Source organism: Bacteroides zhangwenhongii (assembly GCF_009193325.2).
Lineage (GTDB): Bacteria > Bacteroidota > Bacteroidia > Bacteroidales > Bacteroidaceae > Bacteroides > Bacteroides zhangwenhongii.
Genome location: NZ_CP059856.1, coordinates 2,585,603 through 2,611,552 on the forward strand (window position 1 = coordinate 2,585,603; position 25,950 = coordinate 2,611,552).

20 protein-coding genes are annotated in these 25,950 nt (G+C 42.7%); 17 read left to right on the forward strand and 3 right to left on the reverse strand.

Annotation, left to right across the window (positions count from 1 at the left end):
• The first annotated feature begins 6 nt into the window (after positions 1-6).
• Genes GD630_RS10550 through GD630_RS10560 form a run of 3 tightly spaced genes read left to right on the forward strand, consistent with a single transcriptional unit; the run spans position 7 to position 3,617 of the window.
• Positions 7-1,146 (forward strand): pepsin/retropepsin-like aspartic protease family protein, encoded by a 1,140-nt coding sequence (locus GD630_RS10550; RefSeq protein WP_143865415.1) that lies wholly within the window; start codon positions 7-9, stop codon positions 1,144-1,146.
• Positions 1,133-2,308 carry a pepsin/retropepsin-like aspartic protease family protein gene (locus GD630_RS10555; RefSeq protein WP_143865416.1) on the forward strand — a complete coding sequence of 392 codons (1,176 nt, stop codon included), beginning with the start codon at positions 1,133-1,135 and terminating at the stop codon, positions 2,306-2,308. The genes GD630_RS10550 and GD630_RS10555 overlap by 14 nt, the downstream gene beginning before the upstream one ends.
• 19 nt (positions 2,309-2,327) lie before the next feature.
• Complete coding sequence (locus GD630_RS10560; protein WP_143865419.1) at positions 2,328-3,617, forward strand: thioredoxin domain-containing protein; 1,290 nt, start codon at positions 2,328-2,330, stop codon at positions 3,615-3,617.
• Positions 3,618-3,752: 135 nt separating this feature from the next.
• Here the strand turns inward: GD630_RS10560 and trxB are convergent, their stop codons facing one another.
• From trxB to GD630_RS10575, 3 genes are read right to left on the reverse strand one after another with little or no spacing between them, the layout of a single operon-like run.
• Complete coding sequence (gene trxB, locus GD630_RS10565; protein ID WP_143865421.1) at positions 3,753-4,703, reverse strand: thioredoxin-disulfide reductase; 951 nt, start codon at positions 4,701-4,703, stop codon at positions 3,753-3,755.
• A gap of 39 nt (positions 4,704-4,742) precedes the next feature.
• A complete protein-coding gene (locus GD630_RS10570) occupies positions 4,743-5,390 on the reverse strand; it encodes a LolA-like putative outer membrane lipoprotein chaperone (protein ID WP_143865423.1) in 648 nt (215 codons plus the stop codon).
• Between the two features lie 19 nt (positions 5,391-5,409).
• Positions 5,410-7,899 carry a DNA translocase FtsK gene (locus GD630_RS10575; RefSeq protein ID WP_143865425.1) on the reverse strand — a complete coding sequence of 830 codons (2,490 nt, stop codon included), beginning with the start codon at positions 7,897-7,899 and terminating at the stop codon, positions 5,410-5,412.
• A gap of 125 nt (positions 7,900-8,024) precedes the next feature.
• Here GD630_RS10575 and GD630_RS10580 point away from each other — a divergent pair, with 125 nt between their 5' ends.
• The 14 genes from GD630_RS10580 (at position 8,025) to GD630_RS10645 (ending at position 25,931) form a co-directional block, all read left to right on the forward strand.
• Positions 8,025-8,675 carry a DUF5063 domain-containing protein gene (locus GD630_RS10580; protein ID WP_007765165.1) on the forward strand — a complete coding sequence of 217 codons (651 nt, stop codon included), beginning with the start codon at positions 8,025-8,027 and terminating at the stop codon, positions 8,673-8,675.
• A 6-nt stretch (positions 8,676-8,681) separates the two neighbouring features.
• Positions 8,682-9,326 (forward strand): 3'-5' exonuclease, encoded by a 645-nt coding sequence (locus GD630_RS10585; RefSeq protein ID WP_007757345.1) that lies wholly within the window; start codon positions 8,682-8,684, stop codon positions 9,324-9,326.
• 6 nt (positions 9,327-9,332) lie between these two features.
• On the forward strand, positions 9,333-10,511 hold the full coding sequence (locus tag GD630_RS10590; protein WP_143865427.1) for a class I SAM-dependent rRNA methyltransferase: 1,179 nt from the start codon (positions 9,333-9,335) through the stop codon (positions 10,509-10,511).
• Between the two features lie 311 nt (positions 10,512-10,822).
• Positions 10,823-12,070, forward strand: a complete 1,248-nt coding sequence (locus GD630_RS10595; RefSeq protein WP_143865429.1) for a nucleoside permease — start codon at positions 10,823-10,825, stop codon at positions 12,068-12,070.
• Positions 12,071-12,087: 17 nt separating this feature from the next.
• Complete coding sequence (locus tag GD630_RS10600; RefSeq protein ID WP_143865431.1) at positions 12,088-12,642, forward strand: bifunctional nuclease family protein; 555 nt, start codon at positions 12,088-12,090, stop codon at positions 12,640-12,642.
• 8 nt (positions 12,643-12,650) lie between these two features.
• Positions 12,651-13,349, forward strand: coding sequence for a 16S rRNA (uracil(1498)-N(3))-methyltransferase (locus GD630_RS10605; RefSeq protein ID WP_143865433.1), 699 nt, complete (start codon positions 12,651-12,653; stop codon positions 13,347-13,349).
• A 50-nt stretch (positions 13,350-13,399) separates the two neighbouring features.
• On the forward strand, positions 13,400-14,947 hold the full coding sequence (locus tag GD630_RS10610) for a DUF4836 family protein (protein WP_143865435.1): 1,548 nt from the start codon (positions 13,400-13,402) through the stop codon (positions 14,945-14,947).
• 16 nt (positions 14,948-14,963) lie between these two features.
• Positions 14,964-15,608, forward strand: a complete 645-nt coding sequence (locus tag GD630_RS10615; RefSeq protein WP_143865437.1) for an ATP-binding cassette domain-containing protein — start codon at positions 14,964-14,966, stop codon at positions 15,606-15,608.
• 73 nt (positions 15,609-15,681) lie between these two features.
• Positions 15,682-16,887 (forward strand): ABC transporter permease, encoded by a 1,206-nt coding sequence (locus GD630_RS10620; RefSeq protein ID WP_143865610.1) that lies wholly within the window; start codon positions 15,682-15,684, stop codon positions 16,885-16,887.
• A gap of 16 nt (positions 16,888-16,903) precedes the next feature.
• The gene (locus GD630_RS10625) at positions 16,904-19,564 is read left to right on the forward strand and encodes a TonB-dependent receptor plug domain-containing protein (RefSeq protein WP_143865439.1); all 2,661 of its coding nucleotides are present in this window, start codon (positions 16,904-16,906) and stop codon (positions 19,562-19,564) included.
• A 709-nt stretch (positions 19,565-20,273) separates the two neighbouring features.
• Positions 20,274-21,194: a tRNA (adenosine(37)-N6)-dimethylallyltransferase MiaA gene (gene miaA / locus GD630_RS10630; RefSeq protein ID WP_007765136.1), complete on the forward strand. Its 921-nt coding sequence runs from the start codon at positions 20,274-20,276 to the stop codon at positions 21,192-21,194.
• 55 nt (positions 21,195-21,249) lie between these two features.
• On the forward strand, positions 21,250-22,176 hold the full coding sequence (locus tag GD630_RS10635) for a diacylglycerol/lipid kinase family protein (protein WP_143865441.1): 927 nt from the start codon (positions 21,250-21,252) through the stop codon (positions 22,174-22,176).
• A 36-nt stretch (positions 22,177-22,212) separates the two neighbouring features.
• Entirely contained in the window at positions 22,213-23,013 is an 801-nt protein-coding gene (gene kdsA / locus GD630_RS10640; protein ID WP_143865443.1) for a 3-deoxy-8-phosphooctulonate synthase, read from the forward strand.
• 80 nt (positions 23,014-23,093) lie between these two features.
• A complete protein-coding gene (locus tag GD630_RS10645) occupies positions 23,094-25,931 on the forward strand; it encodes a M16 family metallopeptidase (RefSeq protein ID WP_143865445.1) in 2,838 nt (945 codons plus the stop codon).
• Positions 25,932-25,950 lie beyond the last annotated feature (19 nt).

Here is a 25,950-nt window from a genome sequence, read left to right on the forward strand (position 1 = left end):
TAGTCTATGAAGTATACTCGTATAATAGGAACCGTCGTCGCCTTTTGCATGGCGGTTCCTGTATTCGCCCAACAATATAAAGCAACCATACCTTATCAAATGGTAGGCGAAAAAATGATTATCAAAATGAAAGTGAACGGCACCGCACGTCCTTTTATCTTTGATACAGGGGGACGTACCGCGCTCACGACTAAAGCCTGCCAAGTACTACAAATAGTAGCAACGGACTCGATGAAAGTTACGGATGTGAATAACGTGGAAAGCTATTACAAAACTACCCGGATAGAGAACCTGACGACTCCCGACCATGTCATTAATTTCAAAAATGCTCCGTCACTGGTCATTGATGAAGTAAAAGGCTGGGAATGTTTTGGAGTAGATGGTATCATCGGCAGTGATTTATTCGCCAACACCATTGTCACTATTGATTCGCAAGCCCAAAATATTATAGTTACCTCTGCTGAAAAGCCATCGACTGTGTCTTTACGAAAGATGTTGAATTTCACCAAAGGGGGAGGTATGCCGATCGTCAGCATACAGATAGCTCCGGTCAGCAATATAAATGTATTATTCGATACAGGTAGTCCCAGTCTGTTATCGCTTATCGAAAGCGATTTTGAAAAAATCAAACCGGAAGCCTCTATGGAAGTGGTTTCCGAGGGGTATGGAGAAGGAAGTATCGGAGTATCCGGCCAAGCGGACAAGGCTTCTTCTTACAGGGTTCGTATTCCATTGCTATCAGTCGGAGCCACCAAATTCCGTAATGTAACAACCAGTACCAACAATCACCCTTACACATTATTGGGTGTCAAACTGTTGCAATACGGTAAAGTGACCATCGACTATCCACGCGGAAGATTCTATTTCGAAGCATTTCAACCGGACAATGAAATAAACAATCAAGGTAACAATTTTGACTTGACGGTCAAAGACGGAGATTTGTTTGTATCTACCGTATGGAGTAGTACGAAAGGTAAGATAGCAGTCGGAGACAAGGTGATTAAAATCAATGGCAAACCTGCTAAGAAATATGACTTCTGCGAAAGTATTCTGAACGGAATACCGGAATTGAAAGAGAAAAAGAAGACGAAACTGACGATCGAGACAGCTTCCGGAGTAAAGGATATTATCTATGAAAAAGAATAATGTGATAAGAATAGGAATACTGACCGGTTTATGGCTGCTGTTATTTCTAAACTGTGGACAAAGAATGGCAGCGCAAATCCGGAATAAGGTTTGCGACACCATTCCTTATGAGTTTATACAAGAAAAAATCATTATCCCCGTCACTGTTAACGGTATAAAAGTGAAATATATCGTCGATACGGGAGGGAGAACCGGAACTATGTATGATGCCGCAACGGAAATGAAAGCTACCGCCGCAGGATATACGCGCATCTCCGATGTGAATGCACAAGGCTCCAATTATCAGGAAGCACACGTGCAGAATGTGTCTATCGGGAAAGACTATAAAATCAAGCAGTTGAAGACAATGGTACTACCTAAAAATCCATTCTTCTCTGGACTAGGAGTTGTCGGTATTCTTGGAGGAGACGCTTTCGCACAGTCGGTAGTAACATTCGATTCCCGTTCGAAAATAATGGTTATCAATTATCCGTATCGTCCCGAAGGACTAAAAGTAACGGATGGGATTCCACTGTTGGATGAGACAGAGCATCATTCCATCGTCAATGTCCGCCTAGGAAATAATGATTTCAAAGTTCTGTTTGATACGGGTGCAGATGGCTTTCTGCTTTATTCAACAGAAGATTATGAGAGACTGTCTGACATTTCAAAAGTGACCAACCATGGATATGGTATCGTAGCTGCCGGAATAACAGGTCTGGGCAAGCCGGTGGATATAAAGAAGGTGACTGTTCCTCCTATCAACATCATGGGGAAAGAATTCACGAACGTGGGTAGTACGACCACAGTAATGAATGGAAGTATCATCGGGGTGGATTTACTGGAATACGGTAAAGTGATTATCGATTATATGCGCAGACGGTTCTACTTCTTCCCGTTTGAAGAAGGAAAAACCGATATGGGTGGTGCTCCCGCTCTCTGGAACGTGAGTATTCTGCCACGCAATGACAGATTCGAAATTACAACGATCTGGGACAGCATGAAAGATAAAGTAGCTTTCGGCGATCAGGTGATTAACATCAATGGTACTTCTCTGGACGATTGTCCCATGAGCCAAATGGCCGTGGAAGATATCATGAAGGCCATTCCCGGTGATACCGGTTATATCATTGTCAAGAAAGACAATCAAGAGAAAAAGATCGAAATCAGGAAAGAGAAATGAACTTTAAACAGAAAAAGATATGAAACGAATAATAACAAAGATGTATCTCTGTCTACTTGCATTTTGTATTGCCGGAGGAATCAGTGCACAGACACAGAACAGTATGACAGAGGTCATTCCATTCAAAACCATTGATGGAAAGATTATCGTAGAAGCCGCCATCAATGGCGAAGTGGCAGACTTTGTCCTCGATCTGTCAGGACATAACGCCCTGCTTCCTGAAGCTCTCAAGAAGTTACGCATCGACACGGGGAAGAACGGCACTTTTAGTTCTTATCAAGATTTTGTATTCAAACAAGTGCCCGTCGGAAAAGTATATGAAATGGCAACTGTTGCTATTGGCAACAACACGTTTAACAACGATCTTCCGGCTTTCGTTCTGGAAGACGAACCGTATCTGCGCAAGCTGGGAGTGATGGGAGTATTAAGCGGTGCCATTTTCCGTACTTCCGTTCTGACCATTGATATGCAGCGGAAAAAGCTCACCATTACGCAGCCCTACCGCCCTTCTTACATGAAATTAAACTATCGGGAGAACTTTGAGCTGATTACAGGATTAGGAATCGTATGTCCGATATCCATTCAGGGAAAACCTGTCTCTCTTATTCTGGACACATGGAGCGAAGGATTGGTGAATCTTACCGAAAAAGATTTCAATACATGGAGTGCACAATACACCCAAGGAACCAACCAAAAAGTTTCCAATGGATATAAAGAAGCGACTCAAGAAGAGGAAAGCCTCATCTTGCCTGAAACCATGTTTGTAAAAACAAAGATTGAAGATGCCATGGCAGTGAAGAACCCGTATTTGAAACGCTCCGTATTAGGCAAAAAGATACTGGACTACGGAATCATATCCATCGACTATATTCATCAGAAAATTTATTTCCAGCCGTTTGACATGGTTCCAATACCGGAGGCGGAAGCTAAAGTAACGGAAACTAAGGTTGAAGATGGCAAACTGAATCCGATTACCCGCCAATTCTTCCTCGAACACATCTTCGACTACAGAAAAGGGAATGATTTCGTTTATAATGGCGACAAACCTATAGTTATCGATTTCTGGGCCACCTGGTGCGGTCCATGTATGCGCCTGCTTCCGCAAATGGAAAAAATGGCGGAGCAATACAAAGGGAAAGTGATGTTCTACAAAGTGAATGCAGACAAAGAAAAGGATTTATGCAATCACTTCGGTGTACAGGCATTGCCTACCTTATTCTTCATACCTGCAGGCGGCAAACCGATTATTGAAGTCGGAGCTACTCCGGAGAAGTACGTACAAATCATCGAGGAACAATTACTGAAATAGAAAGATAAAATAATTGCAAGTACTTTTAGTACGAATACTTCATAATGACTGCCCCCTAAAAGTTTTTTATTCAACTTTTAGGGGGCAGTTCAAATATGTTTTAAGTTCCGTCTTTTCCTCCAAAGCAACAAACTATCAAATCTTTCCTATCGAAGAAAGATAACGTTCCGCCTCAATAGCAGCCTTACAGCCACTTCCCGCAGCAGTAATAGCTTGGCGGTAATGCGGATCGGCAACATCTCCTGCAGCAAATACTCCCGGCACTTTCGTACGTGGGCTATCTCCATCCGTGATAATGTAACCTACTTCATCCGTATCGATATAGTCTTTGAATATATCCGAGTTCGGTTTATGACCGATAGCCAGGAAGAAACCGTCGATAGGCAGGCTGTAACGTTCTTCATCAGGTTCGCCCCAACGTTTTACAAGGTTCACCCCTTCTACTCCATTATCACCATACAAACCAACAGCGTTGTGTTCAAAAAGCACTTCAATCTTCTCGTGATTCATCACACGCTCCTGCATAATCTTTGATGCACGCAGGAAAGGTTTGCGGACAATCAGATATACTTTAGATGCCAGACCGGCAAGATAAACAGCCTCTTCACAAGCTGTATCACCACCGCCGACAACAGCCACGACTTTCTTACGATAGAAAAAACCGTCACAAGTGGCACAAGCGCTGACACCCATTCCGGCATATTTCTTTTCATCCTCCAACCCCAGATATTTGGCAGTAGCTCCGGTAGCGATAATCAATGCTTCCGTTTCTATTTCTTTCTCACCGTCAATCGTAATCTTATAAGGCGCTTTGCTTAAGTCTGCCGCAGTCGCAATGCCAAAACGGACATCGGCTCCAAAACGGCTGGCCTGAGCACGTAGATCTTCCATCAATTGCGGACCGCTGATTCCTTCCGGATAACCGGGAAAGTTCTCTACGTCCGTAGTCGTTGTCAACTGACCGCCGGGTTGCAACCCTTCATAAAGCACCGGACATAAGTTTGCACGTCCTGCATAAATCGCTGCCGTGTATCCGGCAGGTCCTGAACCAATAATCAGGCATTTAACTTTTTCTATTTCTGCCATTTTATTATACCTTTATCGTTTTATTTAATCAAAAACATTTTATCTCAAATCTATAATTTCCGCACTCGGATATTGCTTTCTGTCAAAAGTGAAAAGAGTATCCGCATACTTCTGTCCGGTCTGATAACTCGTAACGGTAATCGCGTTACGTGTCGGATGCGCACGTTGCTGAAGCAATATATATAAAGGTTCGTATCCCTCTTTCGTCACATAAAGAGTAATGCGTTCCAAATCCTGCGCCTTGTCTTTAGCCGTCAACACCACTACCCAAATGGCTTTGCCATGAAAAGTTTTCATTGTTCCCAGCTTATAAGAGAATCCCTTCTGATACATATAAAGAAATGTATAAGGATTGATCTGCTGCAACTCTTCCTGAGTCGGGTTGCTAACATTCACTTCATCATTCTTCGCTACATAACTCCACTGCGTTTTCCCATCAAACCAGGTTACAATATCGGTTGTTTTCAATACGAATTTCTCTCCTTTCAATTGGATCGTTCCATGCTCGACACCTTCTATCAGGCCATCCGTTATAACCTTTACCGTAAAATCAGCCTTCACTCCTCCTGCTTTCCGAAAAGCCTCAGCAGTTTTATCCAGAATACTCTTAGCCTGCGACTGCTGTTGTTGAGCAATCACAGGCAATGACAGTAAAGCTATTAAAACACTAAAAATGTACTTTTTCATTTGATTAATAAACGAACTGTTACTGCAAATTGTTCAATTTCCTTTCAAGTTCATCAAGATCAGCACATAAGACATCACGCGCCTTGCTACCTTGCGCAGGCCCCACGATAATTGCCTTCTCCAACTGATCCATGATACGACCTGCACGATTGTATCCGATAGCAAATTTACGTTGAATCAACGAAGTAGAGCCCTGTTGATGAATAACGACTAATCGAGCTGCCTCTTCAAACAAAGGATCACGATGTTCCATATCAATATCCCCTACCTCATTACCACCATCCTCACTCACATATTCAGGCAAAAAGAACGGAGTAGGATAACCTTGCTGACGAGCAATGAACTTCGTTATTTCTTCCACTTCCGGCGTATCAATAAAAGCGCACTGCACACGCACCGGATCAGCTCCCTGTAAGAAAAGCATATCTCCCTTACCAATCAACCGGTTCGCACCCGGACGGTCAAGGATAGTACGTGAGTCCATCATAGCAGATACACGGAAAGCGATACGTGCCGGGAAATTGGCCTTAATCGTACCCGTAATAATATTCGTAGTCGGACGCTGTGTAGCGATAATCATGTGAATGCCGACAGCACGTGCCAACTGTGCGATTCGCGCAATCGGAAGTTCCACTTCCTTACCTGCCGTCATGATCAAATCACCGAACTCGTCAATCACAACTACGATATACGGCATAAACTTATGTCCCTTTTCCGGATTCAGGCGACGATTGATAAACTTTTCGTTATACTCTCTGATATTACGCACATGAGCCATCTTCAGAAGGTCGTAACGAGTATCCATTTCCACACAAACCGAATTCAAAGTTTGTACCACTTTAGTTACATCCGTAATAATCGGTTCACCTCCATCCGGAAGTTTAGCCAGAAAATGATTCTCAATTACCGAGTAGATACTAAATTCCACTTTCTTCGGATCGACCAGCACAAACTTCAGTTCGGCAGGATGTTTCTTATATAATAAGGAAGTGATAATCGCATTCAGCCCCACAGACTTACCCTGACCGGTCGCACCTGCCACCAACACGTGCGGCATTTTACAAAGGTCGAACATAAAGACTTCATTCGTAATAGTCTTACCCAATACGATAGGCAAATCATATTTAGACTCCTGAAACTTCTTACTTCCGATCACACTTTGACCGGAAACAATTTTCGGATTCTTGTTCGGCACTTCAATACCGATAGTTCCCTTGCCCGGTATCGGAGCAATAATACGAATACCATCGGCAGATAGGCTCAATGCAATGTCATCTTCCAATCCGCGAATCTTTGAGATACGAACTCCCTGTTCCGGAGTAATCTCGTACAGCGTCACCGTAGGACCAACCGTCGCTTTAATGGTACTGATCTCAATTCCAAAACTACGTAATGTGTTGATAATACGATCTTTATTCGCATTCTGTTCGTCCATATCAATCGTAGGATCATCATTCTCAAAATGTTTCATCAAGTCGATCGTAGGAAAGCGATAGTTTTCCAAATCCTTAGTCGGGTTGTAAGGTTCCAATTCAGGGCCCTGATATTCCTCTTCTGCAACTGCCGGTTCCACTTCAAATCCGGGTTCTTCTTCATCTTCGGTATCCTTAGGTATCGACGGAACCGAATCAGAAACAGTCGGTTCAAATACCATCGTAACTCCTTCACTCTCATCTGCCGCAGAAGAAGGCTCATCCGGTTCAGCGTGCTCTGTTGGAAACTCTTCCTCTTCTTCGGACTGAACATCCACCACAGCCGGAGGAGGAGTCTGCTTATAAGTCCGTTTCAGATTGAATTCTACTTCCTGAGGTTGAGAAGTAGTAAATTCCGGATTATCTTCGCCTGCCGGAATCGTCTCAACTTCTTCTTTCTTTTTACGTTTCAGGAAACTCAAAGCAAAAAGTTTACGCAACCAGATAATCGTGCGCGCACTGATATATATAAAGAAGCAGATAGCCGTTATCAACAGAATCATCCACACGCCGGGCACACCTACTTGGGAAATCAGCCAACGGCTGACATTGTACCCGTGCATTCCCCCCAGATAGATGAAGGAATCCTGATAATGCTCCATAAAAGCAAATCCAAAGAAAACGGAGAACCAGACCAGCAACAAGGTACATCCGATAAACCATTTCCACAGCCGTACGACACGTACACGCATCAACTTCAATCCCGCCACAGCCAAAAAGACAAGGATAAAGAAAGAAGAGATTCCAAAACAGTCGTTGATCAGATAACTTGCCAACTGTGCTCCGCGTGAACCTGCATAGTTCTTCACATGATTATCAACGACCGACAAATCTGCCGGATTTCCACTGTCGATAATACTCTGATCGGCCGCTCCCGTAAAAAAGAAAGAGGAAAAAGCCAAAAGTAAATAAACAGAAAAGATAACCAACATCAGTCCAATCACAAAATGGACAGTCTCATTCTTGAATATTGCAATAATTTTGCTAGGGGAAGAGGGAGTACGTTCCGTCTCCTTATCTAATTTCTTCTTTGCCATGAGTCTTTTTATTCTTTTTATAAAACTGGGATCATAATCTAAGCTGCAAAAATAATAAAAAAATAACGAGCACTACGCTCATTCAATCCTTTTTCTTACCTTTGCGTTTCAAATCAATGCTGATTATGGAAAAAGAAAGCCAAACGATATTTGATAAGAATGTAATTGAGTTCGTAACGGTAGCCGCCGAATTTTGCGCATTCCTCGAACGTGCCGAACGCATGAAGCGTAGCGATTTCGTTGACACATCCCTTAAAATACTTCCCCTACTCTATCTCAAAGCATCTATGCTCCCCAAATGTGAGACTATCGGAGAGGAAGTGCTCGAAACGTATGTAACGGAGGAAATCTATGAAATTCTACGTATCAACCTTGCGGAATTGATGGGTGACAAGGATGATTATCTGGATGTATTCGTACAAGATATGGTTTATAGCGACCAGCCGATCAAGAAGTCCATTTCGGAAGATCTGGCGGATATCTATCAGGATATCAAAGACTTTATCTTTGTTTTCCAATTGGGGTTGAACGAAACGATGAACGATTCATTGGCTGTCTGCCAGGAAAACTTCGGAATGTTATGGGGACAGAAACTGGTCAACACGTTACGCGCATTGCACGACGTAAAGTACAGCCAACAGGACGAAGAGGACAATGAAGAAGGATTTTACGAACCAAGTGACGACGGTAACTGTTGCGAAGACGATGAGTGCCATTGCCACGATGACGATTGCCACTGCCACGAAAACGGCTGTCATTGTCACCACGATGAATAAATAAAAATGATTGTAAGAAGAACTATAAATAAAGATGAAGTAAAGGAGCTCCCGAAAACGGTTTTTCCGGGACGGATTTATGTCATCCAATCGGAAACGGAAACGGAAAAAGCAGTGGCTTATCTGCAATCCCGGTCTGTGATAGGTATTGACAGCGAAACACGCCCTTCCTTTACAAAGGGGCAATCACATAAAGTGGCACTCCTTCAGATTTCGTCGGAAGAATGTTGTTTCCTGTTTCGCCTCAACATGACCGGACTGACCCGGCCGTTAGTCGATTTGTTAGAGAATCCGGACGTGATAAAAGTCGGTCTTTCACTAAAGGATGACTTTATGATGTTGCACAAACGTGCTCCTTTCAACCAGCAAAATTGCATCGAATTGCAAGATTACGTACGCCAGTTCGGCATCCAGGATAAAAGTCTGCAAAAGATTTATGCAATCCTGTTTAAGGAGAAGATTTCCAAGTCACAACGCTTGTCTAATTGGGAAGCCGATGTGCTGAGCGACGGTCAAAAGCAATATGCCGCTACCGACGCATGGGCCTGCCTCAACATATACAACTTATTGCAGGAACTGAAGCAAACGGGCAATTATGAAATTGCTCCCGAAGAGAAGAAAGAAGAACATTTAATTGAATCAGATAAATAAAATATCATGCATAAAGTATACCTCAAACCCGGCAAAGAAGAGTCTCTCAAAAGATTTCACCCCTGGATTTTCTCAGGTGCTATCTCCCGTTTTGACGGAGAACCCGAAGAAGGTGAAGTAGTAGAAGTATACACCTCAAAAAAAGAATTTATAGCCGAAGGACACTTCCAAATCGGAAGTATCGCTGTACGTGTGCTTTCTTTTCAACAGGAACCTATCAATCACGATTTCTGGAAGCGTAAGCTGGAAATAGCATACGATATGCGCCGCAGTATCGGTATCGCCACGAATCCGACCAATAATACCTATCGTCTGGTACACGGTGAAGGAGACAATCTTCCCGGATTGGTTATCGATGTCTATGCCAAGACTGCCGTTATGCAGGCACATTCGGCAGGAATGCACGTAGACCGTATGGTTATTGCCGAGGCCTTGTCCAAAGTGATGGGAGATCAGATTGAAAATATCTATTATAAATCAGAGACAACCCTTCCTTTTAAAGCAGACCTTTTCCCTGAGAACGGTTTTCTGAAAGGAGGAAGCAACGATAATATCGCACAAGAATATGGCTTGAAATTCCATGTAGACTGGCTGAAAGGTCAGAAGACCGGTTTTTTTGTAGACCAACGCGAGAACCGTTCTTTATTGGAACGGTACGCCAAAGGCCGTTCAGTACTTAATATGTTCTGTTATACCGGTGGCTTCTCGTTCTACGCCATGCGTGGAGGTGCCAAGCTCGTTCATTCTGTTGACAGTTCCGCTAAAGCGATCGACCTGACAAATAAGAATGTCGAATTGAATTTTCCCGGCGATCCCCGCCATGAAGCTTTTGCCGAAGACGCTTTCAAGTATCTTGACCGTATGGGCGATCAGTATGATTTAATCATTCTTGATCCTCCTGCTTTCGCCAAACATAAAGATGCGTTACGAAATGCACTGCAAGGTTATCGGAAACTGAATGCCAAAGCTTTCGAGAAAATCAAGCCGGGCGGCATTCTGTTTACTTTCTCCTGTTCGCAAGTAGTCAGCAAGGATAATTTCCGTACAGCCGTGTTTACAGCCGCAGCGATGTCAGGACGTAGTGTACGCATTTTGCATCAACTGACCCAACCTGCCGACCATCCGGTAAACATTTATCATCCTGAAGGAGAATATCTGAAAGGGCTGGTACTCTATGTAGAATAACCGAATCCGTGTAATCTGTGGTGAAACAGCAAGCAATAGCAGAAAAAAGAAGGATTCAAAGTTAATTAGAGTTAACAAACAGAAGTTTTATAGCAAGACATTATGTTGTATAACATAAAACCACTTATCTTTGCACTGTGTTTTTCATGGTATTAGATTTAAGGTTAACAAAGATTGGCTGTCTGGGATAGATAGCCTTCTTTTTTTTGTACCTTTTTCTCCGATTACTAGTTCACCTATCCAATGAAAATATTATATTTGCATCTATTATCAACTATCAACGAGAAAGAGAAACACAAATTTAAAAAGTCATGAGTATAAAAGTTCGTTTGATTATTATGAACTTCCTGCAATTCTTTGTATGGGGGTCATGGTTAATATCATTAGGTGGTTATATGGGCAGAGAACTCCACTTCGAAGGTGGACAGATCGGCGCCATTTTCGCCACTATGGGAATCGCTTCTTTAGTAATGCCCGGTATCATCGGTATCATAGCCGATAAATGGTTTAATGCAGAACGGTTATACGGACTTTGCCACATCATAGGAGCCGCTTGCCTTTTCTACGCCTCTACAGCAACAGACTACGATCATATGTATTGGGCGATGTTACTTAATCTGCTGGTATATATGCCTACCCTATCACTCGCCAATACTGTTTCATACAATGCATTAGAACAATATAAATGCGATCTGATCAAAGACTTCCCTCCTATCCGTGTATGGGGAACTATCGGTTTTATCTGTGCCATGTGGGCGGTAGACCTTACCGGTTTCAAGAATTCGAGCGCGCAGCTTTATGTAGGCGGTGCTTCCGCGCTATTGCTCGGCCTTTATTCATTCACCCTACCGGCTTGCCTGCCTACCAAATCTGAGAACAAATCATGGCTTTCAGCTTTCGGACTAGATGCATTGGTGTTATTCAAAAGAAAGAAAATGGCTATTTTCTTCCTATTCTCCATGCTCTTGGGAGCTGCACTACAAATCACCAACACTTATGGAGATCTCTTCCTGAGTAGTTTTGCCGGTATTCCGGAATTTGCCGACTCTTTTGGAGTGAAACATTCGGTTATATTGTTATCCATATCACAAATGTCCGAGACATTATTCATTCTCGCTATCCCCTTCTTCCTGAGACATTTCGGAATCAAACAGGTAATGCTGATCAGTATGTTCGCTTGGGTATTCCGGTTTGGACTGTTCGGCTTCGGAGATCCGGGTTCCGGACTTTGGATGCTCATCCTTTCTATGATTGTTTACGGTATGGCCTTTGATTTCTTCAACATTTCCGGTTCATTGTTTGTTGAACAAGAAACCAATTCTTCCATTCGTGCCAGCGCACAGGGACTATTCTTTATGATGACCAACGGATTGGGAGCGATTATCGGCGGATATGCCAGCGGCGCTGTGGTGGATGCATTCTCCGTATATGCCGATGGCAGGCTGGTAAGCCGCGAGTGGACAGATATTTGGCTGATATTTGCAGCTTATGCACTCGTTATAGGTGTTTTGTTTGCTTTAGTATTCAAATACAAACACCAGCGAGAAAGTCAAAACTAATTAAGTAAGAAAAAACAATGGATAAAAAGGTAGAATTACAAGTTATAAATATTACAAACAGTCAGGCACAGATAGGCGCATTTGCCATGCTGTTAGGCGAAGTGGACGGTGAGCGGCAATTGCCTATCATCATCGGTCCGGCAGAAGCCCAAGCCACCGCTTTATACCTGAAAGGAGTGAAAACTCCCCGTCCGTTGACACACGATTTATTCATTACAAGCCTCACCGTACTGGGGGCAAGCTTGATACGTGTATTGATTTATAAAGCCAAAGACGGTATTTTCTACTCCTATATCTATCTTAAAAAAGACAACGAGATTATACGAATCGACGCACGTACTTCGGATGCGATAGCATTGGCTGTACGTGCCGATTGCCCGATTCTTATCTATGAATCCATCCTTGAACAAGAATGCCTGCACCTGTCGGGAGAAGAAAGAACTCGTTCCGGACAGATAAATGATGAGGGAATATCTCTTGAAGAAGCATTGCAACAGGCTATCAAAGAGGAGAACTACGAGCTGGCTGCCCGGATACGGGACCAGATTAATTCAAGAAACAATAATCAGTAATTAACATTATGCACGTTTTTTATACTCCCGATATACAGAAAAGTAACGAACTGCCCGATGAGGAAGCACAACATTGCATCCGTGTTTTACGGTTGAATATCGGAGATGAAATCACCCTTACCGACGGTGAGGGAAACTTCTATAAAGCAGAAATTACGGCAGCGACCAACAAACGTTGTCTGGTGGCTATCAAGGAAACCATATTTCAGGAACCACTCTGGCCTTGTCATCTTCACATTGCCATGGCACCGACAAAGAATATGGACCGTAACGAATGGTTTGCAGAGAAAGCTACCGAAATAGGATTTGACGAATTAACCTTCCTCAACTGCCGTTTCTCGGAACGTAAAGTTATCAAGACCGAACGCATCGAAAAGATTCTCATATCGGCTATCAAACAATCACTCAAAGCACGATTGCCGAAACTGAATGAAATGACCGATTTTGATAAGTTCATTACCCGTGAGTTCAAAGGACAGAAGTTTATCGCACATTGCTATGAAGGCGACAAACCTTTATTGAAAAACATTCTCAAACCCGAAGAAGACGCGCTTGTCCTGATAGGTCCCGAAGGAGACTTCAGCGAAGAGGAAGTAAAGAAAGCCATTGAACAAGGATTTGTCCCAATCAGTCTGGGTAAATCACGGCTTCGCACGGAGACAGCCGCTTTGGCAGCCTGTCATATATTGAATCTTCAAAACCAATAACACAACAATCGACTGAATAGATGATTATACAACTTTTAAATAACATAAGTATGGTAAAGAAAATGATTTCACGACTCTCGGTACTGGCAGTACTGATTGTTTTTCTGGCAGCATGTTCCAAGACATCAGAGTACACAAATGTGATACCGGCTGATGCTTCGGTAGTTGCTTCTATCAACCTCAAATCCCTCGCAAGCAAAGCCGGATTGGACGATAAAGAGAATGAAGCTGCCAAACAAAAAATACTGGAAGCACTGAAGAGTGGAATGAACGCCGCTACTTTCCAACAATTGGAGAAGATTATGAAAAACCCCAGTGAATCGGGAATTGACGTGGAATCTCCGGTCTATGTATTCTCTTCCTCTTCTTTCCCATACCCCACTATCGTAGGAAAAGTGAGCAACGAAGACAATTTGCATGCTTCATTGGATGTAATGGCAAAAGAACAGATCTGCCAGCCGGTGAGCGAAGCCGATGGATACAGTTTTACGACAACAAACGGAGATTTGCTTGTATTCAATAACCTCACTGTGATGATCATCGACGTAAACGGAGCTTCCCAGACCGAAAAAGCCAAAGAAGGCATTGTTACTCTAATGAAACAGACAGCAGAGAACAGTATCGCAAAATCCGGAGCTTTCCAGAAAATGGAAAAGCAGAAAAACGATATTAATTTCTTCGCATCCATGACAGCCATTCCTTCCAATTACCGCAATCAAGTAAGCATGGGGCTGCCTGCCGAAGTAAAACCGGAAGATATTACTCTTTTGGGAGGATTGAATTTTGAGAAAGGCAAGATTGCCCTCAAGACAGAGAACTATACCGAGAACGACGCTGTAAAGGCTTTACTGAAAAAGCAAATGGAATCTTTCGGGAAAGCCAACAATACTTTTGTCAAATATTTCCCGGCTTCCACACTAATGTTTTGCAATATAGGAGTGAAAGGAGAAGGACTTTATAATCTGTTAAGCGAGAATAAAGAATTCCGCAATACGGTATCCATTGCCAAAGCCGACGAAGTGAAAGAATTATTCAGTTCATTCAATGGAGATGTTTCCGGAGGCCTTATCAATTTCACGATGAGCAGTGCTCCGACCTTTATGATATACGCTGATGTCAAAAATGGAAATGCGCTTGAAACTCTTTATAAGAACAAGCAGTCGTTGGGACTGAAAAGAGGTGAAGACATTCTGGAACTTGGAAAATATGAATATGTCTACAAAACAAAAAGCATGAATATATTCTATGGAATCAAGGACAAACAAATGTATGCGACGAATGATGAGTTACTTTACAAAAATGTCGGCAAAGCAGTAGACAAGTCCATCAAAGATACTCCTTATGCTTCTGACATGAAGGGTAAAACCGTATTTATGGCTATCAATGCCGAAGCGATACTCGATCTGCCCGTTGTTAAAATGATAACAGGTTTCGGAGGCAAGGAAGTAAAGACTTACCTTGAATTAGCCAACAAAGTATCTTATCTATCTATCAGTTCAGAAGGTGAAACCAGCGAAATCGACCTTTGCCTGAAAGATAAAGATGTCAATGCTCTTAAACAAGTCGTTGACTTTGCCAAGCAATTTGCCGGCATGTAATCTGTAAACAAACGGTATGAATAGTATTCACTTACAGCAAACACTTCCCCAAGTGTTTGCTGACCGTAATTCGATAGTCTCGGATATATGGCATCAGGATCTTTTCTTCCGAAAAGGAAAAATGTATCTGATTGAAGCAGCTTCCGGCACCGGTAAGTCCTCGTTGTGCAGTTACATCTATGGCTATCGAAACGATTATCAAGGGATTATCAATTTCGATGAAACAAATATCAAAGCATACTCCGTGAAACAATGGGTAGACTTGAGAAAACATTCATTGAGTATGCTTTTTCAAGACTTACGCATCTTTACCGAACTTACCGCTCTCGAAAACGTACAACTGAAAAACAACCTTACCGGATATAAAAAGAAGAAGGAAGTTCTCGCATACTTCGAGCAGTTGGGTATTGCAGATAAAATCAATGTAAAAGCCGGTAAACTATCTTTCGGACAGCAGCAACGCGTTGCTTTTATCCGTGCACTCTGCCAACCGTTCGATTTTCTTTTCCTCGATGAGCCGATCAGCCATCTGGACAATGAGAACAGCCGTATCATGGGAGAAATTATCACAGCCGAAGTTGAAAGGCAAGGAGCCGGAGTCATCGCAACTTCCATTGGCAAGCATATTGATTTACCTTACGACCACATCTTCCAACTATGACCAGCTGTCTCATAAGAAAATACTATCACACTCTTTCAAACCGTTAATTGTAATCTGTAAAATCGTAAACAAAATGTCTGCTCTTGTCTGGAAACTCCTCCGCCAACATATCAGTATCGGCCAGCTGGCCGGTTTCTTCTTGGCCAACCTATTCGGAATGATGATTGTATTGCTTAGTATGCAATTCTATAAGGATGTGATTCCGGTATTCACCGAAGGAGACAGCTTTATGAAAAAAGATTTCATCATAGCTACAAAGAAGATCAGCACGCTGGGGTCTTTCGCAGGAAAAAGCAATACATTCACAGCCGAAGACATCACCGACCTGAAAAAACAGCCGTTTACTAAAACAATAGGAGCTTTCACTCCTTCACAATTCAAAGTATCAGCCGGATTAGGGATGCAGGAAGCAGGAATCCACCTTTCCACAGATATGTTTTTCGAATCAGTCCCTGACGAATTTGTCGACATCAAACTCGACAAATGGCATTTTGACGAATCCACTCATACAATCCCTATCATTATTCCCCGCAATTATCTGAACCTGTATAATTTCGGATTTGCCCAAAGCCGCAATCTGCCCAAGCTCTCGGAAGGATTGATGAGCCTTATCCAAATGGACATAATGATGCGAGGCAACGGACGGGTAGAACAATACAAAGGAAACATTGTCGGCTTTTCCAATCGTCTGAACACCATTCTCGTGCCGCAATCATTTATGAAATGGGCTAATGAAAACTTCGCTCCGGGCGCAGAAGCACAACCTTCGCGACTAATCATAGAAGTCAACAACCCTGCCGACTCTTCCATTGCCGGTTACTTCCAGAAAAAGGGATATGAAACAGAAGACGGAAAACTGGATGCAGGAAAGACCACTTATTTTCTTCGCCTCATTGTAGGAATAGTATTGGGAGTAGGTTTATTTATCAGCATTCTCTCATTCTATATATTGATGCTAAGTATCTTCTTGTTACTACAGAAAAACACCACAAAATTGGAAAGCTTATTATTAATCGGTTATAGTCCCAACAGAGTGGCATTGCCTTATCAATTACTCACGGTAGGTTTAAATATTGTCGTACTTGTCCTATCCATCGGACTAGTCTACTGGTTACGTGGTTATTACCTCAACAGTATCCAATTACTTTTCCCGCAATTGGAAACAGGTTCATTATGGGTAGCCGTCAGTATGGGAATTCTGTTATTCCTCGTTGTATCTGTAATCAATATACTCACAGTCAGAAAGAAGATTTTTTCCATTTGGACACATAAGTCGTAAATGTAAAGCACACAGTATGAAAAGCAAGACTACGTTTTCTATCAATCAAAGTTCAATGGCTTTCCTCATCGGAATGCTGTTGTGTATTTCCTCAGTATCGATAACCGTATCTGCACAAAACATGCAAGATACCATCATAGCCCATTTTAATCTGCTGGAAAAAGTACCTCAGGAGAAACTATATCTGCACCTGGATAAACCTTTCTATGGAGCAGGGGAGAAAATATGGTTTAAAGGGTATTTGGTAAATGCAGTCACACATCAGGATAATACACAAAGTAACTTTATCATTACAGAACTTGTCAATCGTTCTGACTCGATCATAGAACGGAGAAAGATTCGCAGAGATTCCTTAGGATTCCATAATGCCTTCTCACTTCCTCCCACGCTCCCTGCAGGCGATTATTACCTGCGAGGATACAGTAACTGGATGCTTAACCAAGAACCGGAGTTTTTTTATTCTCACAATCTGAAGATCGGTAATTCGATTGATAATACAATCGTTTCCACCATTGAATATCAACAGGAAGATGAAACACATTACACCGCTAAAATAAAATTTACCAGCAATACTCAGGAAACGTTCAACAATACAACGATTCGTTACCGTTATATCGAAAATGGCAAAGTGGAAGACAAAGGAAAAAGGAAGACAGACGAGCATGGTCTTATTTCTATTTCCCTGCCGGATTTAAAACCTGCCGCCACCCGACAGATCATAGTAGAATTTGACGATCCCCAATACATCTATAAGAAAACCTTCTACCTGCCTTCATTCACAAAAGATTTTGATATCAAATTCTTCCCGGAAGGCGGTGCATTACTAGCTGTCCCCCACCAGAATATAGCTTTCAAAGCGCAGGGAGCGGACGGTCTGTCAAAAGAAATAGAAGGTTTCCTGTTCAACTCACAAGGAGACACCTTGACCGTTTTTCGTTCCGAGCACGATGGTATGGGAGTTTTCACCTTAAATCCAAGTGATGGAAATTCCTACTATGTAATTGCCAAATCCGATGATGGTATCAGCAAGCGATTCAATCTTCCCGCTGTCGAACAGCAAGGGATTACCCTCTCTATGACGCACTACAAAAAGGAAATACGTTATGAAATCCAGAAAACAAGTACAACCGAATGGCCTGAAAGGTTATTCTTAATAGCACATACTCGTGGCAAATTAGCTATTCTGCAACCGATCAATGCGAGCAAACCTTTCGGAAGAATGAATGACAGCCTGTTTCATGCCGGTATCACTCATTTTATGCTTATCGACCAACAGGGCAATGCGCTTAGCGAACGGTTGGTTTTCATCCCCGACCGTAATCCACATCAGTGGCAAATCCTTCCCGACAAACCGACATACGGAAAAAGAGAAAAGGTATCTCTGCAAATCGCAGCTAAAGATCATAACGGTAGTCCTATAGAAGGAAGTTTTTCTATCAGCATTACCGATCGGAGAAGTATCCGGCCGGATTCCCTTGCAGATAATATCGTATCAAACCTTCTCCTGACTTCCGATCTGAAAGGTTATGTGGAAAATCCCGGATATTATTTTCTCCGCCAAGATCTCAGAACTCTACGTACCCTGGACTTCTTAATGATGACACACGGGTGGCGCAGACATCATATCAAAAATGTAGTAACTCCACCTTCTTTGAATCTAGCCAACTACATAGAAAAGGGGCAAACGATCAGTGGACGAATCAAAGGGTTCTTTGGAGGTAATGTGAAAAAAGGCCCTATCTGTGTCTTAGCTCCCAAACAAAAGATTGTTGCTACCACTACTACGGACGAAAAAGGAGAATTTATCGTGAATACATCATTCAAAGATAGTACAACTTTCCTCGTACAGGCACGCACCAAAAGGGGATTTGCCGGAGTAGACATAGAAATCGATACTCCTAAATATCCGGCAACCTCCCCAAAGTCACCTTTCCGTAATGAAGCAGCAACCTTTATGGAAGACTATTTACTCAACACACGTGACCAATACTATATGGAAGGAGGTATGAGGGTGTATAACCTGAAAGAAGTACTTGTCACGGGAAGTCGTAAAAAGCCCGGTTCGGAGAGTATCTACACAGGAGGTATCAACACTTACACTATCGAAGGGGATAAATTGGAGAATTATGGTGCACAGACAGCCTTCGATGCAGTCAGCAGACTTCCGGGAGTCAGTGTGACAAACGGCAATGAGATACATATCCGAAATAATCCCGAGCAACCCGTCATTGTCATTGATGACGTTGTGTATGAAGACGACAATGATATCCTGACTATGATACAGACTAGCGATATGTCCAGTCTGAGCCTTCTTCGTGGAGCGGACGCTGCCATATTAGGTTCTCGTGGTGCGGCAGGCGCCATTGTTATCACACTGAAAGAGGGCAAAGATCTTCCTGCAAGACCCGCGCGAGGCATTATCACATACACTCCGCTAGGCTACAGCGATTCTGTCGAATTCTATCAACCCACTTACGATACTCCTGAAAAGAAGAATGCGCAGCGTTCGGATTTAAGAAGTACGATTTATTGGAATCCAGCACTGCAACTGAATGCAGAAGGAAAAGCAACCATTGAATATTATACTCCGGACAGTACCGCACCGGAAGATATAACCATAGAGGGAGTAGACAAAAACGGAAAGGTATGCCGGATAGTTCAAACAATCAACAATTGATAGCAGTTCAAGCTCCTCAATAGCTTTTATATTAGGGTATCCTTGTCCTATCAAGCAAGCACTATTGTGTTAAGGTGCCTTTATCCCTGTTTTATCAAGCCGGTATTGTTCCATTAAAACACCGACATTGTTAATTCACCACGGCCGTGGAGAGATCTTCTCACGGCTGTGAAGAGAAGCTACCACGGCTGTGGAGAGAAGTCGTCACGGTCGTGGAGAGTTAAAGATAACGGCACCCTAACTGAATAATACCGGCATTTCAACACTACTTTACCGTCAGCTTAGCCTTATTCTTCCAGTATCTCAGAAGCGTATAACCACGTATTTATCAAACAATTCACCTGGGAAAAAGACAAAAAGCAGGCTGACAATAAAAGTCTCATCTCCTATTGTCAGCCTATTATCAGTTTCTATTGTCAGCTATATTTTCACTGATAATCAGCGGATTAATTGTTATCCTGACAGATTGACAATAAAAACTGAATAAAAAACATAGTAGCAGAGAAATAAAAAAAGACAAGAAGTATAGTTTTATCATATAATCAGATTTAAATTCCTGTTCAAACGCTATATAGTTCGCTTTAAACTAAAATACGTATTCCTCCCTTTTCTGCAAATTTCCCAAGCTCTAATCTTCATAAAAAAGTAATTGTATACCGGATAGGTTAAATTTATTTCGTAATTTTGCGGATATATAAAGAATGAAGCTATGCCGGACTATGATTTAATCACCATACTCGGACCTACCGCATCGGGCAAGACTCCTTTTGCTGCTGCTTTGGCCTATGAACTCAACACAGAAATTATCAGTGCCGACTCCCGCCAGATATACAAAGGAATGGATCTTGGCACAGGGAAAGACCTTGCCGACTATACAATAAACGGACATACGATTCCCTATCATCTGATTGATATTGCCGAGCCCGGATATAAATACAATGTATTTGAATATCAACGCGATTTCCTGATTTCTTACGAATCAATTAAACAAAAAGGCCGCCTCCCCGTTTTATGTGGAGGAACAGGTATGTATCTGGAATCCATACTGAAAGGATACAAACTAATGCCCGTACCGGAAAATCCGGAACTGCGTACCCGCTTGGCGAATCATTCCCTTGAGGAACTGACAGAAATATTAAGCCGCTACAAAACATTGCATAACTCTACCGATGTGGATACAGTAAAGCGTGCCATTCGCGCCATAGAAATCGAGGAATATTACGCCACCCATCCGGTTCCCGAACGTGAGTTTCCGGCATTGAACAGCCTTATCATCGGAGTAGATATCGACCGGGAGCTACGTCGCGAGAAGATTACCCGCCGACTGAAACAACGGTTGGAAGAAGGAATGGTAGATGAAGTACGACGTTTGATTGAACAAGGCATTTCACCGGATGATTTGATCTATTACGGTTTGGAATACAAATACCTGACATTGTACGTCATAGGCAAGTTGAGCTATGAAGAGATGTTCAACGGTTTGGAAATAGCCATCCACCAGTTTGCCAAGCGGCAAATGACTTGGTTCAGAGGCATGGAAAGAAGAGGATTTAACATTCATTGGGTGAATGCGACACTTCCAATGGAAGAAAAGATAGCTTTTGTAAAAGAAAAACTGAAAGAGATTTAGTATCTTTGTCGGTTATTAAAGTGAGATTTTAATACAGTAGGATAGGAATACGAATATGAGTGTAGAACCGAACAAATGGGGTGTGATTTACAACCCGAAAGCTGGTACCCGAAAGGTAAAAAAGCGCTGGAAAGAGATCAAGGAGTACATGGACAACAAAGGTGTTGATTATGACTATGTACAATCCGAAGGTTTCGGTTCAGTAGAACGTCTCGCAAAGATTCTAGCCAACAATGGTTATCGTACTATTGTCGTTGTAGGCGGTGATGGAGCATTGAATGACGCCATCAACGGTATTATGCTATCCGACGCCGAAGACAAAGAAAATATCGCACTTGGCCTGATTCCGAACGGAATCGGAAACGACTTCGCTAAATATTGGGGACTCAGCACTGAATACAAACCGGCAGTGGATTGCATCATCAATCATCGGCTGAAGAAAATAGACGTAGGCTACTGCAACTTCTATGACGGCAAAGAACACCATCGCCGTTATTTCCTCAATGCCGTCAATATCGGATTGGGTGCACGAATCGTAAAGATCACCGACCAGACCAAACGTTTCTGGGGAGTAAAGTTCCTGTCATACGTTGCAGCCCTGTTTTCTTTGATATTCGAACGAAAACTATACAGAATGCATTTACGCATCAACGACGAGCATATCCGCGGACGCATCATGACCGTATGTGTGGGTAGTGCCTGGGGATGGGGACAAACGCCCAGTGCCGTACCCTACAACGGATGGTTGGACGTTTCCGTAATCTATCGTCCGGAATTTCTACAGATTATTTCCGGACTATGGATGTTGATTCAAGGAAGAATCTTAAATCATAAGGTAGTGAAAAGCTACCGTACCAAAAAGGTAAAAGTACTTCGGGCACAAAACGCATCCGTAGATTTAGATGGCCGTCTGCTTCCCAAGCACTTTCCTTTAGAGGTGGGAGTACTTCCGGAAAGAACAACGCTTATTATTCCGAACTAATATTGATTGACAACCTGTAATTCATTAAATAACAAAATGATAGAACTTAAGAACAATCCTGCCGGTAACTTTTTCCTATTGGCCGGTCCGTGTGTGATAGAAGGAGAAGAGATGGCAATGCGCATTGCCGAACGAGTAGTAAAAATCACCGAAACATTGCAAATTCCATACGTATTCAAAGGCTCTTACCGCAAAGCCAACCGTTCGCGGCTTGACTCATTCATGGGTATCGGTGACGAGAAGGCACTAAAAATACTACAAAAGGTACGCGACACGTTCGGGGTTCCTACCGTAACGGATATCCATAGTGCAGATGAGGCCGAAATGGCAGCCGAATATGTGGATATTCTCCAAATACCGGCTTTTCTCTGCCGTCAGACAGACTTATTGGTCGCAGCAGCTAAAACAGGAAAGACAATTAACATCAAAAAAGGGCAGTTCCTTTCTCCTTTGGCTATGCAGTTTGCCGCCGACAAAGTGGTGGAAGCTGGCAACAAAAACGTGATGTTGACCGAGCGCGGTACGACTTTCGGTTACCAGGATTTAGTAGTAGACTATCGTGGTATCCCTGAAATGCAGTCATTCGGATATCCGGTCATTCTGGATGTCACCCACTCTTTGCAACAACCCAACCAGACCAGTGGCGTTACCGGTGGTATGCCACAACTGATAGAAACCGTAGCCAAAGCAGGTATAGCCGTAGGAGCGGACGGGCTATTTATCGAGACACACGAGAATCCTGCCGTAGCCAAGAGTGATGGTGCCAATATGCTCAGACTAGACCTTTTGGAAGGTCTGTTGACCAAGCTGGTCCGCATAAGAGAAGCTACAAAATAACTATTTTGCTGTCAATTTGTGATTTAACGTCAAACACTACGACAAATTACTCAGAAACATTTATTTAAATTAAATAGAACATGAAACATTTATTACGTGGATTATTTATTGCAGTTCTTCTGATATGCTGCAATTTCCAGTCCGTACTTGCACAACCGATGCAACAACTGCCTGTGGACAAAAATGTCCGTATTGGCAAGTTAGACAACGGACTGACTTATTACATTCGCCATAACGCACTTCCGGAAAAGCGTGTAGAGTTTTACATCGCACAGAAAGTGGGTTCAATACTTGAAGAGCCGCAACAACGTGGTTTAGCCCATTTCCTGGAACACATGGCATTCAACGGAACAAAAAATTTTCCCGGCGATGAAACCGGATTGGGCATTGTGCCTTGGTGCGAAACAAAAGGTATCAAATTCGGAACAAACCTGAACGCATATACCAGTGTGGATCAGACAGTGTACAATATCAGTAACGTTCCTACAGAAAACCCCAATGTAGTAGACTCTTGTCTGCTCATTCTTCATGACTGGTCAAATGCCATCAACCTTGCCGACAAGGAAATCGACAAAGAGCGTGGTGTGATCCGTGAAGAATGGAGAAGCCGTAACAGTGGTATGCTCCGCATCATGACAGATGCACAGCCCACGCTATATCCGGATTCCAAATATGCTGACTGTATGCCCATCGGAAGCATTGACGTAATCAATAACTTCCCTTATCAGGCCATCCGCGATTATTATGCCAAATGGTATCGTCCGGACCTACAGGGAATCGTCATTGTCGGTGATATCAACGCAGAAGAGATGGAAGCCAAATTGAAAAAAGTATTCGAAGATGTGAAGGCTCCTGTAAATCCTGCCGAACGTATCTACTATCCGGTAGCAGACAACCAGGAACCGCTTATTTATATCGGAACTGATAAAGAGGTGAAGAATCCTTCTGTAAACATCTTCTTCAAACATGAAGCTACCCCGGATTCTTTAAAAAATACAATTAACTATTACGCCAGCCAATACATGCTCAGCATGGCTATGACTATGTTGAACAACCGTTTGAATGAACTTCGCCAGACCGCCAACCCTCCTTTCACCAACGCAAGTGCAGGATATGGAGAATTTTTCCTTGCCAAAACAAAAGAAGCATTCAGTCTGGATGCGAGAAGCAAGGTAGACGGTATCGACCTGGCAATGAAAACCGTATTGGAAGAAGCTGAACGCGCACGCCGTTTCGGATTCACCGCTACTGAATACGAACGCGCACGTGCCAATTATATGCAAGGCGTAGAATCTGCTTACAATGAACGTGAAAAGACAAAAAGCGGTTCATACGTTAACGAATATGTAAACAACTTCCTTGATAAGGAACCGATTCCGGGAATTGAATTCGAGTATATGCTCACCAAGCAAATGGCTCCGAATATTCCGGTAGAAGCCATCAATAAGATGATGCAACAACTTATCACAGACAACAATCAAGTGGTTCTGTTGGCCGGTCCGGAAAAAGAAGGAGTAAAATATCCTACTAAAGAAGAAATCACCGCTTTATTGAAACAAATGAAGTCATTCGATTTGAAGCCGTATGAAGACAAAGTTTCTAATGAACCGTTAATCTCCGAAGATCTTAAAGGTGGAAAAATCGTATCCGAAAAAGCCGGAGAAATTTATGGGTCTACCAAGTTAGTACTTTCCAACGGTGTGACCGTATATGTGAAACCGACTGACTTCAAAGCCGATCAGATTGTAATGAAAGGTGTAAGCCTCGGTGGAACCAGTGTATTCCCGAACGATGAAATCATCGATATTGCCCAATTGAACGGAGTAGCTTTAGTAGGTGGTATCGGAAACTTCAGCAAAGTAGATTTAGGCAAGGCTCTTGCCGGTAAACGCGCATCCGTAGGAGCCGGTATCGGTAATACGACAGAAACGATTTCAGGAAGTTGTTCTCCGAAAGATTTCGAAACAATGATGCAGCTTACTTACCTGACATTCACTTCTCCACGCAAGGATAATGAAGCTTTCGAATCTTATAAGAACCGCCTGAAAGCTGAACTTCAGAATGCGGACGCCAATCCGATGAGTGCTTTCAGCGACACGATTACAAGCGCATTATACAACAATCATCCGCGTGCTATCAAGATGAAAGAAAACATGGTAGACAAAATCAACTATGACCGCATCATTGATATGTACAAAGACCGTTACAAAGATGCCAGTGACTTTACTTTCTACCTGGTAGGAAATGTGGATTTGGAAAAAGTAAAACCAATGATTGCCAAGTATCTGGGAAGCCTGCCGACTATCAACCGCAAAGAGACTTTCAAAGATAACAAGATGTATATCCGCAAGGGAAAATACAAGAATGAGTTTGCCAAGAAACAGGAAACTCCGATGGCTACCATCATGTTCTTCTATAGCGGCACTTGCAAATACGATCTGCGCAACAATATCCTGCTCAGCTTCCTTGACCAGGCTTTAGATATGGTTTACACAGCAGAGATCCGCGAAAAAGAGGGTGGAACTTATGGAGTAAGCTGTAATGGAAGTCTCGGAAAATATCCGAAAGAAGAACTTGTTCTTCAGATTGTATTCCAAACAGACCCTGCCAAGAAAGATAAATTGTCTGCTGTTGTCGTAGAACAATTGAACAAAATGGCAAAAGAAGGTCCGTCTGCCGAACATATGCAGAAGATCAAAGAGTATATGTTGAAGAAATATAAAGATGCACAGAAAGAAAACGGCTACTGGCTTAATAATCTGGACGAATACTTCTATACAGGTATCGACAATACAAAAGATTACGAAAAGATAGTCAACAGCATTACAGCAAAAGAAGTACAAGACTTCCTCGCTAAGCTGCTGAAACAGAACAACGAAATTCAAGTTGTAATGACTATGCCGGAAGAAGCCAAATAAAATTCTCTAGCATATCAAC

What these genes read in the sequence shown, in the direction of transcription:
- GD630_RS10550 (WP_143865415.1), top strand. Translation starts at nt 7, where the DNA reads ATGAAGTATACTCGTATAATAGGAACCGTCGTCGCCTTTTGCATGGCG.
- GD630_RS10555 (WP_143865416.1), top strand. Translation starts at nt 1,133, where the DNA reads ATGAAAAAGAATAATGTGATAAGAATAGGAATACTGACCGGTTTATGG.
- GD630_RS10560 (WP_143865419.1), top strand. Translation starts at nt 2,328, where the DNA reads ATGAAACGAATAATAACAAAGATGTATCTCTGTCTACTTGCATTTTGT.
- trxB (WP_143865421.1), bottom strand. Translation starts at nt 4,703, where the DNA reads ATGGCAGAAATAGAAAAAGTTAAATGCCTGATTATTGGTTCAGGACCT.
- GD630_RS10570 (WP_143865423.1), bottom strand. Translation starts at nt 5,390, where the DNA reads ATGAAAAAGTACATTTTTAGTGTTTTAATAGCTTTACTGTCATTGCCT.
- GD630_RS10575 (WP_143865425.1), bottom strand. Translation starts at nt 7,899, where the DNA reads ATGGCAAAGAAGAAATTAGATAAGGAGACGGAACGTACTCCCTCTTCC.
- GD630_RS10580 (WP_007765165.1), top strand. Translation starts at nt 8,025, where the DNA reads ATGGAAAAAGAAAGCCAAACGATATTTGATAAGAATGTAATTGAGTTC.
- GD630_RS10585 (WP_007757345.1), top strand. Translation starts at nt 8,682, where the DNA reads ATGATTGTAAGAAGAACTATAAATAAAGATGAAGTAAAGGAGCTCCCG.
- GD630_RS10590 (WP_143865427.1), top strand. Translation starts at nt 9,333, where the DNA reads ATGCATAAAGTATACCTCAAACCCGGCAAAGAAGAGTCTCTCAAAAGA.
- GD630_RS10595 (WP_143865429.1), top strand. Translation starts at nt 10,823, where the DNA reads ATGAGTATAAAAGTTCGTTTGATTATTATGAACTTCCTGCAATTCTTT.
- GD630_RS10600 (WP_143865431.1), top strand. Translation starts at nt 12,088, where the DNA reads ATGGATAAAAAGGTAGAATTACAAGTTATAAATATTACAAACAGTCAG.
- GD630_RS10605 (WP_143865433.1), top strand. Translation starts at nt 12,651, where the DNA reads ATGCACGTTTTTTATACTCCCGATATACAGAAAAGTAACGAACTGCCC.
- GD630_RS10610 (WP_143865435.1), top strand. Translation starts at nt 13,400, where the DNA reads ATGGTAAAGAAAATGATTTCACGACTCTCGGTACTGGCAGTACTGATT.
- GD630_RS10615 (WP_143865437.1), top strand. Translation starts at nt 14,964, where the DNA reads ATGAATAGTATTCACTTACAGCAAACACTTCCCCAAGTGTTTGCTGAC.
- GD630_RS10620 (WP_143865610.1), top strand. Translation starts at nt 15,682, where the DNA reads ATGTCTGCTCTTGTCTGGAAACTCCTCCGCCAACATATCAGTATCGGC.
- GD630_RS10625 (WP_143865439.1), top strand. Translation starts at nt 16,904, where the DNA reads ATGAAAAGCAAGACTACGTTTTCTATCAATCAAAGTTCAATGGCTTTC.
- miaA (WP_007765136.1), top strand. Translation starts at nt 20,274, where the DNA reads ATGCCGGACTATGATTTAATCACCATACTCGGACCTACCGCATCGGGC.
- GD630_RS10635 (WP_143865441.1), top strand. Translation starts at nt 21,250, where the DNA reads ATGAGTGTAGAACCGAACAAATGGGGTGTGATTTACAACCCGAAAGCT.
- kdsA (WP_143865443.1), top strand. Translation starts at nt 22,213, where the DNA reads ATGATAGAACTTAAGAACAATCCTGCCGGTAACTTTTTCCTATTGGCC.
- GD630_RS10645 (WP_143865445.1), top strand. Translation starts at nt 23,094, where the DNA reads ATGAAACATTTATTACGTGGATTATTTATTGCAGTTCTTCTGATATGC.